Source organism: Thiocapsa imhoffii (assembly GCF_016583985.1).
GTDB classification, from domain to species: domain Bacteria; phylum Pseudomonadota; class Gammaproteobacteria; order Chromatiales; family Chromatiaceae; genus Thiocapsa; species Thiocapsa imhoffii.
Genome location: NZ_NRSD01000009.1, coordinates 130,580 through 143,629, shown reverse-complemented (window position 1 = coordinate 143,629; position 13,050 = coordinate 130,580). Strand labels below are relative to the sequence as shown.

General features: G+C 59.8%; 13 protein-coding genes. All 13 read left to right on the top strand.

Going from position 1 to position 13,050, the window contains the following annotated elements; translation table 11 throughout:
* Nucleotides 1-254 precede the first annotated feature (254 nt).
* Nucleotides 255-1,526 carry a glycosyltransferase gene (locus CKO25_RS10515; RefSeq protein ID WP_200387894.1) on the top strand — a complete coding sequence of 424 codons (1,272 nt, stop codon included), beginning with the start codon at nucleotides 255-257 and terminating at the stop codon, nucleotides 1,524-1,526.
* A 3-nt stretch (nucleotides 1,527-1,529) separates the two neighbouring features.
* Entirely contained in the window at nucleotides 1,530-2,483 is a 954-nt protein-coding gene (locus tag CKO25_RS10510; protein WP_200387893.1) for a glycosyltransferase family 2 protein, read from the top strand.
* Entirely contained in the window at nucleotides 2,477-3,697 is a 1,221-nt protein-coding gene (locus CKO25_RS10505; protein WP_200387892.1) for a hypothetical protein, read from the top strand. Before CKO25_RS10510 ends, CKO25_RS10505 begins: the two co-directional genes overlap by 7 nt.
* A gap of 20 nt (nucleotides 3,698-3,717) precedes the next feature.
* On the top strand, nucleotides 3,718-4,476 hold the full coding sequence (locus CKO25_RS10500; RefSeq protein WP_200387891.1) for a CmcI family methyltransferase: 759 nt from the start codon (nucleotides 3,718-3,720) through the stop codon (nucleotides 4,474-4,476).
* Nucleotides 4,473-5,498, top strand: coding sequence for an STELLO glycosyltransferase family protein (locus tag CKO25_RS10495; protein ID WP_200387890.1), 1,026 nt, complete (start codon nucleotides 4,473-4,475; stop codon nucleotides 5,496-5,498). Before CKO25_RS10500 ends, CKO25_RS10495 begins: the two co-directional genes overlap by 4 nt.
* 109 nt (nucleotides 5,499-5,607) lie before the next feature.
* The gene (locus CKO25_RS10490) at nucleotides 5,608-6,585 is read left to right on the top strand and encodes an exostosin domain-containing protein (protein WP_200387889.1); all 978 of its coding nucleotides are present in this window, start codon (nucleotides 5,608-5,610) and stop codon (nucleotides 6,583-6,585) included.
* 299 nt (nucleotides 6,586-6,884) lie between these two features.
* A complete protein-coding gene (locus tag CKO25_RS10485; protein ID WP_200387888.1) occupies nucleotides 6,885-7,814 on the top strand; it encodes a glycosyltransferase family 2 protein in 930 nt (309 codons plus the stop codon).
* On the top strand, nucleotides 7,811-8,887 hold the full coding sequence (locus CKO25_RS10480; RefSeq protein WP_200387887.1) for a glycosyltransferase family 2 protein: 1,077 nt from the start codon (nucleotides 7,811-7,813) through the stop codon (nucleotides 8,885-8,887). The genes CKO25_RS10485 and CKO25_RS10480 overlap by 4 nt, the downstream gene beginning before the upstream one ends.
* On the top strand, nucleotides 8,884-9,894 hold the full coding sequence (locus CKO25_RS10475) for a glycosyltransferase family 2 protein (RefSeq protein WP_200387886.1): 1,011 nt from the start codon (nucleotides 8,884-8,886) through the stop codon (nucleotides 9,892-9,894). Before CKO25_RS10480 ends, CKO25_RS10475 begins: the two co-directional genes overlap by 4 nt.
* Nucleotides 9,891-10,862 (top strand): exostosin domain-containing protein, encoded by a 972-nt coding sequence (locus CKO25_RS10470; RefSeq protein WP_200387885.1) that lies wholly within the window; start codon nucleotides 9,891-9,893, stop codon nucleotides 10,860-10,862. Before CKO25_RS10475 ends, CKO25_RS10470 begins: the two co-directional genes overlap by 4 nt.
* Nucleotides 10,859-11,806, top strand: a complete 948-nt coding sequence (locus CKO25_RS10465; RefSeq protein WP_200387884.1) for a glycosyltransferase family 2 protein — start codon at nucleotides 10,859-10,861, stop codon at nucleotides 11,804-11,806. Before CKO25_RS10470 ends, CKO25_RS10465 begins: the two co-directional genes overlap by 4 nt.
* The gene (locus CKO25_RS21605; RefSeq protein WP_200387883.1) at nucleotides 11,793-12,326 is read left to right on the top strand and encodes an acyltransferase; all 534 of its coding nucleotides are present in this window, start codon (nucleotides 11,793-11,795) and stop codon (nucleotides 12,324-12,326) included. The genes CKO25_RS10465 and CKO25_RS21605 overlap by 14 nt, the downstream gene beginning before the upstream one ends.
* Entirely contained in the window at nucleotides 12,326-13,018 is a 693-nt protein-coding gene (locus CKO25_RS10455) for an O-methyltransferase (protein ID WP_200387882.1), read from the top strand. Before CKO25_RS21605 ends, CKO25_RS10455 begins: the two co-directional genes overlap by 1 nt.
* Nucleotides 13,019-13,050 lie beyond the last annotated feature (32 nt).

The following is a 13,050-nucleotide window of genomic DNA, read 5'->3' as shown; positions in this document are numbered from 1 at the left end:
CAGAAGATTTGGATGTCCCTTCCTTAATAAAAAACACCTCAGTTTTGTGACTATGCGGAAGTGGTAATTTCTCGAAATGATATTGTTATCGATCATGTCTTAATTGCGGCTAGGGACACGTATTTCGACAGGAACTTGTCAATAGCTTTAACGAAAATGATTGCTCAAGTGGTGTTCTGGATGGCTGGGAAGCACTTGTGCGTTGGAGAGCGAATCCAACTATTGTGTCAACGGTTTTTGGCGTTGCACGTCACATGATGGACAAGAAGTCGTGGCGACTGCGCATCACCCTGATCCATGCCTCGGATTTCGGAGGCGGCGCCGAGCGCAGTGTCGTGACACTTCATCGCGCTCTGCAAGCACTTGGCCACGTGTCGACCCTGTTCGTCGGCCGCCGACAGACCGACGAACGTGGGGGGGTAGAGATTCCCTACCGCCGTGGCGTTCCCGGCATGCGGCGCTTGGCGCGGACACTGGAGCAGCGCTTCGGTTGGCAGGATATTTACAACCCGAGCTTTCGCAACCTGGTGCGCTTGATCCCGCCGAACACGGATGTCGTGCATTTCCATTCACTCTGGGGGAGCAACGGGTTCGCTGACTTGGGCGCATTGCCCGCCATCACCGCACGCTGGCCCGGCGTCGTCACCATGCGCGAGAACTGGCTGGTGACTGGCCACTGTGCCTGTTTTCACGATTGCGACCGATGGCGGACGGGATGCGGACGTTGCCCGAATCTGTCGCTCGCGCCACCGATTCCGCGGGATGGAACGGCCTTCAACTGGCGGCGCAAGCGCAGTCTGATTGGACGCTCGCGTTTACGGGTCGTCGCGATCTCCGACTGGCTCAAGGAAGTCGCGTTGGCAAGCCCGATCCTGTCCGGCAAGACGGTGACCCGGATCTACAACGGCATCGATCTGGAGACCTTCTCACCCCTGGAGCACCATCAGCGCACCGAATTGCGACAGACGTTGGGTATCCCAGCCGACCGGGTCGCGGTCCTGCTGGCGGGCCAAACCGTCGAGGGCATCCGAGAGGGTATCGCGACGCACCATGCCGTGGCGGCCTTGAACCAGCTTACCCCAGGCACGGTGCTGCCGGTCGTGGTCGGACATTCGGCCGACAGGGTGGCGGGTCAGTTGCGTACCGAGGCGATCGTGCTGCCGTTTCAACGCACACCTGCCGAGATGGCACGCTGCTTTCAAGGGGCGGATCTTTGTTTGGTGACCTCCGAGGTGGAAGCCTTCGGACGCATCGGTGCCGAGTCGCAGGCCTGTGGGACGCCGGTCGTGGCGATGGGCGCCTGCGCCATCCCCGAGGTAGTTCGGGATGGAGTCGGCGGTATCTTGGCGAGGGTCGGCGATGCAGCAACCTTGGCGGCCGCTATTGAGAGACTGGCGAGGGATCCGGCCGAGCGGTCGCGGCTCGGCACGCAGGGGCGCGAGTATGTGGAGACACATTTCGATCAGCGGTCGATCGCGTCGCGGTATGTCGACCTGTACCGGGAAGTTCTAGCGACGGGAAGCTGAGCATTGACCGATAGTCCGACCGTGGCGGTCATCGTCCCCGCCTTCAATCGCGCAGCTCTGCTGCCGCGCGCGATTGCGTCCATCTGGGCAACCGGCTATCCCGCCCTGGAGGTACTTATCGTCGACGATGGCTCCAACGATGACACCGGGGCGGTGGCCAATACCTTGGCAGTGTCGGCGCCCCCCGGCCGATGCCGCGTCCTGAGACATCCGGACGGCGCCAACCATGGTGTCTCCGCGACGCGGAACCTCGGCATCCGTGCGACCCGGTCTGAATGGATCGCCTTCCTGGATGCCGATGATGCCTATCTGCCGAACCGCTTCGAGTGTCTGCGGAACACGCAGCCGCAGATCGATGGCTACTTCGGAACGGCACGCATCGTCGTCGAAGGCGAGGACGACACCGGTCGTGCCTGGCTCGCGCAGGGTAGCGACCTGTTCGGCATCCGCGAGCGCGTGACCGGGCGAGCGCTCCTCGATCAACTGCTTGCCGGGCGCTGTTGGGCCATCAGTGCCATCACCGTGCGGCGCTCCCTGCTGGATCGGACCGGGCTCTTCGATCCCGAGAAGCATATCGCCGAGGACTGTGACCTCTGGATGCGCCTGGGGTGTGTCGGACGGCTTGAGCCGGTTCATCTGGACGATCCGATCAGTCTGTATTATCGAGACGGGGCAAACAGTTACCACTACGACGTGGCCCACCGAGCGGCAAACTTGCGGGTCTTGCTCGACACTCGGCGCTGGGCTCGGACGGTTGGGCTGCCTGCGACACAGCGCGGTCTGATCGCCGCGGCGGCGCGAAACTACGCGCGACGGACCCTGGTGGCGGCATTCGAGGCGCGGCGGCCCGAGGTCGGGAGAGAGGTCTTCCGGATGATGCTTGCAGCACGGCAGTACCGCTTCTTTCTGGACCCGCAGGTCTGGCGGGTGCAGCGGGCGATGGGGCGCATATGCTGACACGTGCGGAATCAGTGCAGGGTCTGAAGGACTTGCGGCAACATCTGTGGGAGCGGTGGTGGCTTCCGCATGCCGATACATTGGCACGCACGCGGCTTGAAAAACTCCATGCGCAGGGTGCCATGCCGCGTATCGCCTTAGTCAAACAGGATTGCAACGAGGATCTCTATTGTTGTACGCGGGGCACTCCGCTTGCCGAGATGCTGCGCTCGACCCTGCTCAGATCGGGCCCCGTCGCGCTGTTTACGCAGTTTCGAACGCAGTTCGTGCTCGTGCGTGCCGAGGAGGATCCTGAATGCGCGATCTGGAAAGAGAAGGCGCGGGATCTGCGTTGGTGTCCTGAAGAATGGTTTCGTAGCTTTCAGGATCGGGTGCCGGGGCGCGATTACGGCCAGACCGAGTTCGCAGTGTCTGTGGAGGATGTCGACTGGAGTGCGTTCGATCTCGTGATCAGTGTGGACGTGGCCGTGCCGGCCCGGATCACCCGACGCTTTCCGCAGGTCGTCTGGGCCTACTATGTCCGTGAGGTCAAGGCGCCGAGCTACCGCGTATCCTTGCAGACGCTATTGCCCGGCCAAGATCTGTTCTTGAAGCAGAACTTCGCCCCGCGTTTTCGTCGCGGCAACGCGGCGCATGTGGTCGATTTTCCTTACCATTTCCACTACCACGGGGTTTTTCTAGATGCCTTTCAGGAGGATGCCTCGCTGTGGTGCGGTGACGCGGACAAGGCGGGTATCTTTCTCGAGCATCACATGCGCGCTGCCCTGTCCGACAAAGAGTTGACGGTCCTCGAGCGGTTCGGGCCGGTCTACAGCACGCATCATGCCGCAGTCCGTCACGATGAGGTCGCGGGCAAGGCCGTCCCCGTGACAACGATGGAGCCGGAGGTGCTGGCGCAACTCCATGCGGCACGTTATTTCGTGAAGATGGGCGGGCGAAATGTCTTTGGCACGGCAATGGTGGAGGCCATTGCCTGCGGTGCGGTTGCGCTTGGAGATCCTCATCGGTTGTCTCATCGCTTCTTGTACTCGCGAGTTCTGTCTGCCGAGTCATTCGCCGCGCTCGTCGATCGGCTGGAGCGCCTCGAGGCAGAGCCGACGCTGCTGGCTGCGGCCCGCGCCCGCCAGCGTGCCCTCGTCGACCACCTTTGTTTTCGGCGGCCGGCGCTCGAGCTCGTCGATGCTTGTCAGAAGGTGCGTGCTCGCCGCCACTGAACACTGGAGATTCCATTCCTGTGCACCCGAAACAACTGCTGCCGCTTGCCCTCCGGGATCCGCTCAGACCCACCTATCAGCGTCTTCGCCGGGTCTGGCAAGAGAGCGCCCTGTCGCCGAAGCCGGCCGAGTGGCGTGAAGCCCGAGTGCGCATGCACGCATCGACAGTCTTCGATGATCTCTACCGCACCGCGGGCGAAGGATTCGGCATCACGCAGATTTACGACGAGATCGAGCAGCTCATCGAGCTGGTTCGGTCCGAGGCTCCGCAAGTGGTCGTGGAGATTGGCACACACAAGGGCGGCAATTCATTCATTTTCTGCCACGCGCTGCCGACAGTAGAGCTGGTGGTCGGTCTTGACTTGAACGTTCAAAACGCGGCCAAGCTGAAATATTGCGTCCGGCAAGGGCAGCGCTACATCGCGCTGCATGGCGACTCACAAACGCAGGCGCAGCGCAGCCGGCTTGAGCATGTGCTCAAAGGGCGCTCGATCGATTTTCTGTTCATCGATGGCGATCACTCCTATGCGGGTGCTCGGGCGGACTACGAGCTTTACGCCCCGCTGGTGCGGCCGGGCGGTCTCATCGCCTTTCATGACATCATCCCGGACCACGCCACGCGTTTCGGCAAGCAGACAGGCTGCTGGACCGGTGAGGTCTACAGGCTTTGGGCAGAGGTCCGCGAGCTCCATCCGGAGCACTTCGAGCTCGTTTCCGATGCAGAGCAAGACGGCTTCGGCATCGGTGTTGTCCGCGTGCCGATGAAGGGGGCCGCATGATGACGACTCCCGATGGCGGCTTTTGTGTGATGACGACCATCCAAGCGCCGACCGACGCGATGCGCGCGCTCGCTGCGCGTCTAAGCGAGGCGGAAATGGGGTTTGTGGTGGTCGGCGACGCGAAGGGACCCGGTGCCTATGCACTGGACGGGACCGCGTTTCTTTCGCTGGCGGATCAGCTTCGTGGGCCATTCGATCTGGCTCGTGCCCTACCCACCGGACATTACACGCGCAAGAATGTCGGCTACCTGCATGCCATCGCTGCCGGGGCGCCCTGTTTGTACGAGACCGACGACGACAACGCCCCGTTGCCCGTCTGGCAGCGCAGGGGGCCGCTTGTCTCTGCGCGGCCTGTGCTCGACGGCGGATGGGTGAACGTCTATCGCTGCTTCACCGATGCACTGATCTGGCCCCGCGGACTTCCCCTCGACGCCGTCGGGCCGTCACGTGATCATGCGCCGGCATTGGGTGAGGTTGCGCACTACCATGCACCGATCCAGCAGGGGCTCGCCAATGGTGCCCCGGATGTTGATGCAGTCTGGCGCTTGCTCCTCGATACCCCGCTCCAGTTCCGGCAGGGCGAAAGTGTCTATCTCCCCGAAGGCGCCTGGTGTCCCTTCAACAGCCAGAGCACCTGGTGGTGGCCCGAGGCGTTTCCGCTGCTGTACCTCCCAAGCTTCTGCAGCTTTCGCATGACGGACATCTGGCGCAGTTTCGTCGCGCAGCGTTGTCTTTGGGCTATGGGACGCGGTCTGGTCTTTCACGGGCCCGAGGTCTTTCAGGCCCGCAATGAGCACGACCTGATGCGTGACTTCGATGACGAGATCCCGGGTTATCGCTCCAATCGGTCGATTGCGAACTGCCTTGAAGGGCTGACCCTCGACAAGTCACCGAAGGCGGTGGGGGAGAACCTGTTGCACTGTTACGATGCGCTCGTGGAGGCGGGGCACTTTCCACAAGAAGAATTCGACCTCGCCAACGTCTGGCTTTCCGATCTGAAGCAGACTTTGCTGTATGATTAACCGAAAAGTCAGCGTCTGACAGCAGCCTTGACCTCATCCGTGCTATTTTCTGATACGCCTGTCTTTACTTGCTATGTTAAAAATATATTCCAATCTAGATTGGGTAAAGATGTACCCGAAAATCCCAGTTGCTACTCTTCTTTATCCCTTTGTTGGCTTATACCCTGAGGAGTTTCATGATCCTAGGGCGCCAATGGCTAATCGGTTTGATGATTTTATTGCGAACGGATCCGCATTTCTCGCTATGGCTAAGAAAGATGAGGCCGATCTCTTCGTTTTTCCATTCGAGTGGTATGGTTTGCCGAGAAATAGCTTCGGAATGCAACTGCTCGATGCTTTTTTCCTCGATGCTAGAGCTTGTGGCAAGACTGCTGTACTTCTGGCTTATGGGGATGATTATGTGGAGTTGCTTGAACATCCAGAGGTGATCGTTCTCCAATCTAACCTTGAACGCACCAAACTTAAGATAAACCATTATGCCATACCGGCATTTGTAGAAGACTTAGGACGTCCCTTCGTAGCTCAACGGTTTGGTTCATGGAGACTGAGACTGGGATTGAAGCGACGGCCCACCATCTCCTTCTGTGGTTTTTCTGGGAGCGCTGCTGAACGAAAAGAGGTTATAGGTCGACTACGTACAAGTAAGGCAATTAAGACGCGCTTTATTCTGCGCGAGCGCTATTTTGGCGGCGCATGGGATAAGGAAAAGAACGGTTTTGACTTTAAGAGGCTTCAAATAATTCGAAAAGAGTATGTGGATAACCTATACGCGGGTGATTATGTCTTGTGCGTACGAGGTTATGGTAACTACTCTGCACGTTTCTACGAATCACTTTGTGCGGGTCAAATCCCTTTATTCGTAGATACGGATTGCGCTTTGCCTTACTCTGATATAATTGATTACGAAGAATTCATTATCCGCATCACGAGTTCCGAAATTCCGTTCGTTGGCGAATTTTTGGCTGACATAAATGCCAGCTTCACTGATGAAGAGTTTCGTTGGAGGAAGCAGCGGGCGCGGCAAGTCTGGCTGAATCACCTAGCGCCAAAGGGATTCTTTGCAAGCATGCCGTACCTTCTGCAATAGCTGTGTTTCGGTGTGTTCTGGTCTACTTAATCAATAATGAGATACCCAGTGTTCTTTGCTTTTCGCCGCAGCAGTTTGACATTTTCGGAAGTCCTTCCGAAAAACCGCTTCATGAGGCGCTAAGATCAAACGTGGGGGGGGAAGCCCAGTTGATCATGCCGACCACACCATCGAACACGATAAATTCTGGGGCGGCCGACTATCCGCGTTAGTAACCCGTTTTGCGGCTTTGCGTCCTTTTACTCAGTCGAAGTCCGGCTCTGTCGTTTTTCTGGTTACTCGATCAGGGCTCTGATTTAATGAGACATTCGTCACAAAGGCCGCTCGTCTCGATCATCATCCCGAGCTACAACCAAGGCCGCTTCATTCGGACAACGCTGGAATCGATCCTTGCGCAGGACTACCGGCCGCTCGAGGTGGTAGTGGTGGACGGCGCTTCCAGCGATGAAACACTCGATGTGCTGCACGACTATGATTGCGTGGCAGAAATCCGTTGGGTCTCGGAGCCGGATGACGGAGTGGTGGATGCGGTCAACAAGGGCTTTGCACGTGCGCGGGGCGAGTTGGCGGCGATTCAGAGCTCAGATGACTATTACCTTCCGGGTGCGGTGTCGGCGGGCGTGGCGGCGCTGACCTCCGATGAAGGGCTAGGCTTCGTCTTCGGCGACATCATGAAAGTCGATGCCGACGGTTTTGAGCTCGGACGCACCAGCCTGGCCCCGTACTCACTGGAGAACGTGATCGCCGTGCGCACCTGGATCCCGCAGCCCTCGACCTTCTTTCGGTTGGCGCTGGCTCGCGAGCTTGGCGGCTGGCGGGAGTCGGTGCCCTATGCCGCCGATACGGACCTCTGGCTACGCATGGCGTTCCGCGCCCGGGCGTCCAAGCTGGACTGTCTGATGGCTGCACGCACCATGCACGAGGCACAACGCGACCAACACGGCGAGCGCATCCTGCGCGATTACAATCGGATGCTCGACGAGCTGGAACCGCTGGCGCAATCCGGGTGGCGTCTGCGGCGGGCGGCCGCGGCCGGACGTTTGCGCATGGCAGCACGCTACGGCACCTCGGCAGGTTACTGGGCTGGCTGGCGCCGACAGATCCGGGCACTGTGGCTGCATCCGGCATCCTTTAGGGATGTCGACCCGATGTCGTTGGTACCGGGCTGGTATCCGGTACGCGGGAAGCTGGATGTGTGGCGGCGCCGTTTGGAGCGTGAGCGAGGATGAGGCTGGTCAATACCACTGAATTCGATGCGCGACGTATTCTGGGCGCAGCGCTGCTGGATGTTCCGCGTCTACTGGGCCAGCTGGCAAAGGAAAGTGGATGGGTCCGTGCATCAAATCGCATCGAGAAGCTGACACCCGATCCAGATGGTCCGGGCTATCGGTGTGATTTTCAGTGGGGTAGTTCGCTGCACGCCTGCCGCGTCTTTCCATGGCTGGGGACCCTGATGCTGCGGCGCGCCTTCGGTCAGTGGCCGGTGCACTTTGCGGATGATGAGGTTGCTGTGTCGCCCGAGCCCGCACTGACCTTCATCATCCCGTTCCGAGGAACCGAGCGCCTGCCGCAGTTGCGGGCGGTGGTGCGGAGCATCCTGGCGCAGGAGGGTGTCCAGCTGGAGTGCATTGTCATCGAGCAATCGAACCAGTCGCAGGCCCGTGAGCATCTGCCGGCGGCAGTGCGCTACATCCACCTCCCGCATCCCGACGGTGACCCCGGCTGGCGCAAGTCATGGGCCTTCAATGTGGCTGCCGGGCAGGCGCGTGCGCCGGTGCTGGTCTGCCATGATGGGGATATCTTGGTGCCGACGGGCTATGGTCAGGCGCTCATTGAGACCTTGGCGCATGGGTTCGACAGTGTTCACATCCAGCGTTTTCTGTTCTATCTGAATGCTGGCGATACTGAACGGGTGCTTGGCGGTGGTCGACTTGATGCCTGCTGCCCCGATGAGGTGCGCCACAATTGGGTCGGGGGAACGCTTGCGATCCGACGCGACGCCTACTTTGGGATCGGCGGTTTCGATGAGCGTTTCGTCGACTGGGGCGGCGAGGACAACGAGTTCTTCGACCGATGCTTGACTCTGCGACACTGCCGATATGGATACGTGCCATTTGTCCATCTTTGGCACCGGCCGCAAGAGAATAGGTTGGGTTCAGGGCGTGAGAGAGCGCTTGATCTCATGCGTCAGCGTCTTGCCGTTCCCACCAAGGATCGCATAGTAGAACTTAGAGGCCAGAATGGTTTTCAAACGTCGCGCCACGTACGCGTGGGCTCGCTGGAATCGGAACAAGTTGCATGAGCCGAGTTATTTCCGACCTCGTCTCGACGATCATCCCTGTCTACAACCGGGCGTCAATGCTTCTCGAAGCGGTCGATAGCGTACTGGCTCAAACATGGCGGCCCATCGAAATCATCATTGTCGACGATGGCTCGACCGACGATACGCCGGCGACAGTGATGGGCTTGGTGGCTCAACACCCCGACATCGTCAAGACGGTTCGTATAACCAACTCCGGCCCTGGCCCGGCACGAGAAGCAGGTCTATGTCTCGCTCGCGGTGAGTTTATACAGTATCTCGACAGTGACGACCGGTTGCTTCCGGAGAAATTCGAACGGCAGGTGAAGGCATTGCGCGATCATCCTGGGTGCGGGATTGCCTATGGTCGCACGCGGTTGATCGACGGGGGGGGCAAGGTGCTGCGGACTCCTTTTAAATGGACTGGGCGGGAGTTCGACTACCTCTTCCCCGCATTGCTCGTAGACCGGTGGTGGTGCACGCACACGCCGCTCTATCGGCGAACATTGACAGATATGATCGGGGCTTGGAGCGATTTACGGTGGTCTCAAGATTGGGAATATGACGCACGCGCAGGCGCACTTCGTACGAAACTCGTGAGTTGTCATGCGGATGTGAGCGAGCACCGGATGCATGATGAGCCGAGGCAGACCGGACATGGTCGCTGGCTAGCGCCGCTGGATCGAGTCCGTTTTTTCGATCAATTGAGTGTTTGCGCACAAGCGGCCGGCATCGGATCGGCATCGATTGAGATGCGACACTATGTCCGCTGGCTGTTTCACAACGTGCGGGAGTGTGGTCAGCTTGGAGATGCTGAAGCCGCTCGCGACCTATTTGATCTCGCGCTCCGCGCTTCTGAAAGACCAGGGATTGACTTGCGAGCCTATGGTTTATTTGCCAGGATTGTTGGTTGGGAGCGCGCCGCACGCGGGTCGGAAAGATTGCGCGCTTTAGTGCGTAGGAAGTCAGGGATGGATTCGATCTCTTTGTCTTGGATGGAAACGTCTTGACGACCAGCATTCACATCACAACGACGGTTACCGACGGCGAGTTGGCCTATTTCCGTCGCGATGCAGAGCGTTTGCAGGTACTACTGGCTCGATGCCGAACGTGCGACGTGCGTCTGGAGGAGGAAGCGGGTATCGCTGAGATTGTTTTGTTCGTCGGGTCAATGCATCGTGGGCTTCAGGACGTGCGCGCCTCGTGCATCTTCAGGAAGGACCCGAGCAAGTGTTTTATCGTGCATGGCGGGGACGATCCGTTACCGACTGTTCCAGGCATTTATGCTTCGGTGCCATCACGTTGGTACGACCCTCTCCAACACCGTGCGGGGTTTTATCTGCGTACAGCGCTTCATGATCCGACGGATTGCTTCGCCGATATTGCGCCGGAGTATCTTTTCTCGTTTGTCGGGGCAGGTGCCAATCATCCGGTGCGGGAACAGATCCTCGCACTGCAGGGTGCGGGGGGCCTATTTATCGACTCGGCGAGAGACCCCGTTCCGCCGTGCGAAGCGAAAGCGCGATTTGTCGAAAGTCTGCGTGCCAGCCTTTTTGTCTTGTGTCCGCGAGGCGGAGGCACATCGAGTTTTCGGATCTTCGAGACGATGATGGCCGGGCGGGTTCCTGTGATCATCTCCGACGACTGGGTTGAGCCGAAGGGACCGAATTGGGGTCAATTTGCGCTTCGAGTGCGTGAACGGGAGGTTGCTGCGATTCCGAAGATGCTTGAGGAGGCTGCAGGCCTGGGGCTAGATATGGGGCGGCGTGCGCGTCAGGCATGGGAAGTTTGGTTTTCCCCGCAGACCGCTGGTGCAACCTTGTTTTCCTGGGTCATGGAGCTCAAGGCTGGCATGGACGACAAAGGCAGACAGCCGGTCGCACCGGGACTTGCAGCGCTTGCTGCTGCGGACTCGATGCGCATGGCGTTTGGGCGCGTCTTGCGCGGAAGATGGCATCAGGGTCGCTTGGAGTCATGAGCGACCCGAGCGTCTCGGTTGTGATGGGGGTTTATAACGGGGCTGCTGATCTTGAGCGCACCCTCGAAAGCGTCCTGGCACAAGAAGAAGTTGATTTGGAGTTCGTCGTCGTCGATGACGGTTCCACAGACGCCACGCCGTCGATTCTGGAGCAGTATGCCCGTCGCGATCCGCGTCTTCACGTGCTCAGCCAGGCCAATGCAGGGCTTACGTCCGCTCTGATTAGGGGTTGCGATTACGCTCGTGGGGAATTCATTGCCCGACAGGACGCGGGTGGTGACCTGTCGCTGCCCGGGCGATTTGCCCAGCAGTTGCTGCGTCTGCGTCTGCGCCAGGATTGCGTTTTGGTGTCTACGGGGACACGGATGGTGGGGCCCTCGGAGGAGTTCCTGTTCGATGCTGTTCTCACGGAAGCCGATCTGCGCAATGGGCTGGCGACGCTGCAGGTGCCGGGAATTCGTGGTCCGTGTCACGGGAGCGTGATGTTTCGCGCCGATGCTTATCGGCGGGTCGGGGGTTACAGGCATCCCTTTATCGTCGCTCAGGATATGGATTTATGGCTGCGACTTGCCGAGCGTGGAGAAATGACCGCCCTATCCGAGGTGCTCTACCGCAGTCGGCAAAGTGCCGGCGGTATCAGCCACCGAATGGGGAGTCGCCAATTTGAGTTTGGTGAGTTGGCGGTTGAAGCGGCACGTTGCCGCCGAGCGGGCCAACCCGAACCACCACTGCCGGAAGGCCGATGGACGCCGACGAAGGAAAATGGACGTTCAAGGCGGAGCGAAGTGGCGCACTTTCACTACTTTGTCGGCTCATGCGTAGCGGCACGCGATCCTCAGTTGGCCCGGCAGCACTTCGTCAAAGCCCTGCGGGCCCGACCACTGCACCTGCGGGCGCTGCTCCGGCTCCTTAGGCCGCGAGGGTATCGCAATGACGCGGAATGAATCCATTGCTGTTGCTTCGGACTATTTGCGCGCAAGCTGGCTGCGCGCCCGAGGGGCGCGGCTTGCATCAAAGGTTAGAGTGGGTTCGCGCTGCGAGATCTCACGCCCAAAGGCATTGGAAGCAGGTGGGCGTGTCGTGCTCGAGGCGCAGGTGGTGTTCAAGCTCGTCGGCAACGGTGCTGGCGTTAGCCTTGCGGAGCATGTGTTCATCGGGCGCGGAACGCTCTTCGACCTGTCCGGACCGCTATTCATCGGGGAGGGGACCATGCTGGCGCCGAACTGCTTTGTCACCGATCATAATCACGGCACTTCGGCGAGCGTACCGATGTGGCGTCAGTCCCCGCTGCACGCACCTGTGCGGATCGGCGCGGACTGCTGGCTTGGCGCGCGTGCGATCGTCCTGCCGGGCGTCACAATCGGGGACGGCGCCATCGTAGCGGCCGGTGCCGTAGTCACTGCGGACGTGGCGCCGAGCAGCATCGTCTGCGGAGTACCGGCCCGCTTCATGAGGTTAAGGTAGTGGCTGATTCCCCCCTCGTCCGGCTGTTTCAAGACCCTTCCCGGTTCGATCCGTCGCGCGACGGTCAGATCCCCTGGCGGCGTGACCCCCTGACCATCGGGGCGCGCGCCCTGTATATGACGGCCCGCATGACCTTCTCGAGGCATCCCACCGACGTGGTCGTCTGGCTCCGATCGATGATTCAACGGCGCACGCCTCTCGCGATGGCATTGCCATGGTTGACCTTCGATGCGATCCGAGCGGTGGAGCAGTACCTACGTCCAGGTAGCCGTGTGTTCGAGTACGGTTCGGGCCACTCGACGTTGTACTGGGCGCAACGCGGCGCGCAGGTGTATTCCGTGGAAGGCGATTCTGGCTGGTTCGAGCTTGCCCTGGAGCGTTTGGCAGGGTTCGACCAAGTGGCCGTTCGCTTTGAACGGGAGCAGCAGGGTTATGTTCACTGTATCGACGAGGTACCCGAGGATTTCGACCTTGTGTTGATCGACGGGAACTATCGCTTGGCCTGCATCGAGGCGGCCGTGCCGCGAATCCTTCCGGGCGGCTTGTTGGTCGTGGACAACACGGACTGGCACTGGTTCAACGATGTCGACCGATTGATCCCGGCCGGCTGGAATAAGCAGGTCTTCGGGGGCTGCGCGCCCTTCATCGGCTACCCTAGCCAAACAACAATTTGGGTGAAGCCTGCAGCCTGAGCCGACTGCTGTTGCCGCTGTATCGACGCACC